Origin of the sequence: Bartonella sp. AA74HLJMH, from assembly GCF_042197045.1 — a bacterium.
Classification (GTDB): domain Bacteria; phylum Pseudomonadota; class Alphaproteobacteria; order Rhizobiales; family Rhizobiaceae; genus Bartonella.
The window spans coordinates 1-590 of sequence record NZ_JBHIRJ010000154.1 but is presented as its reverse complement, the minus strand read 5'-3'; the positions used below and the strand labels follow the sequence as shown (position 1 = coordinate 590).

General features: G+C 50.3%; 1 protein-coding gene. It reads right to left on the bottom strand.

Annotated features, from left to right (window positions below):
• Positions 1-590, bottom strand: a 590-nt coding sequence (locus ACFINH_RS10305) for a phage tail tape measure protein (RefSeq protein ID WP_375633080.1), incomplete at both ends; no start/stop codon positions are given.

The window sequence follows — 590 nt, the reverse complement described above, 5'->3', positions numbered from 1 at the left end:
AAAGCCCCGACCAACAAGGTCATGGGGCGTAAGAGTCGGAGTGAACTTGCCCCAAGACCCGCGGTTAGCAAGCCCAGCGAGCGCCCTGCGGCTGCTAAGCCCCGCCAGCTTGCAGCAACACCACGACTGAGTACTCTAAGCTTAATAAAAGACGTGATCAATTGAAGAAGCCCAAGGCGTGTCCCGGCAAGAGTAAAGCGCAAAACCCGTAGAGCAATATTAAAAGCCATAAGGGCAGCAATGGTTTTGATGATGGCGCTTGTTAAAGTGGGATGGGCATTCGCCCACGCCATAAGCCCATTGGTAAAATTGCCAACACTTTCCATCAAACTGTTGAGAGGAGGCAGAAGCACTTCACCAATGGTGATGCCCAGAGCTACAATACGGTTTTGCAAGAGTTCAAATTGCCGCATGGCACCGGTTGCTTGTTTGTCGGCTTCTTGCTCTACAGAGCCTTTAAAGACTTGTGGATCTTTCACATAATCTAAAGCTTGCCCTAACAATTCAGGATTGCCCACCAATTTGGCAAAATCACCAGTAAAATCGCGCCCCGCAATGGCAATCAGCGAGCGCATCCCCTGTTCGGATTT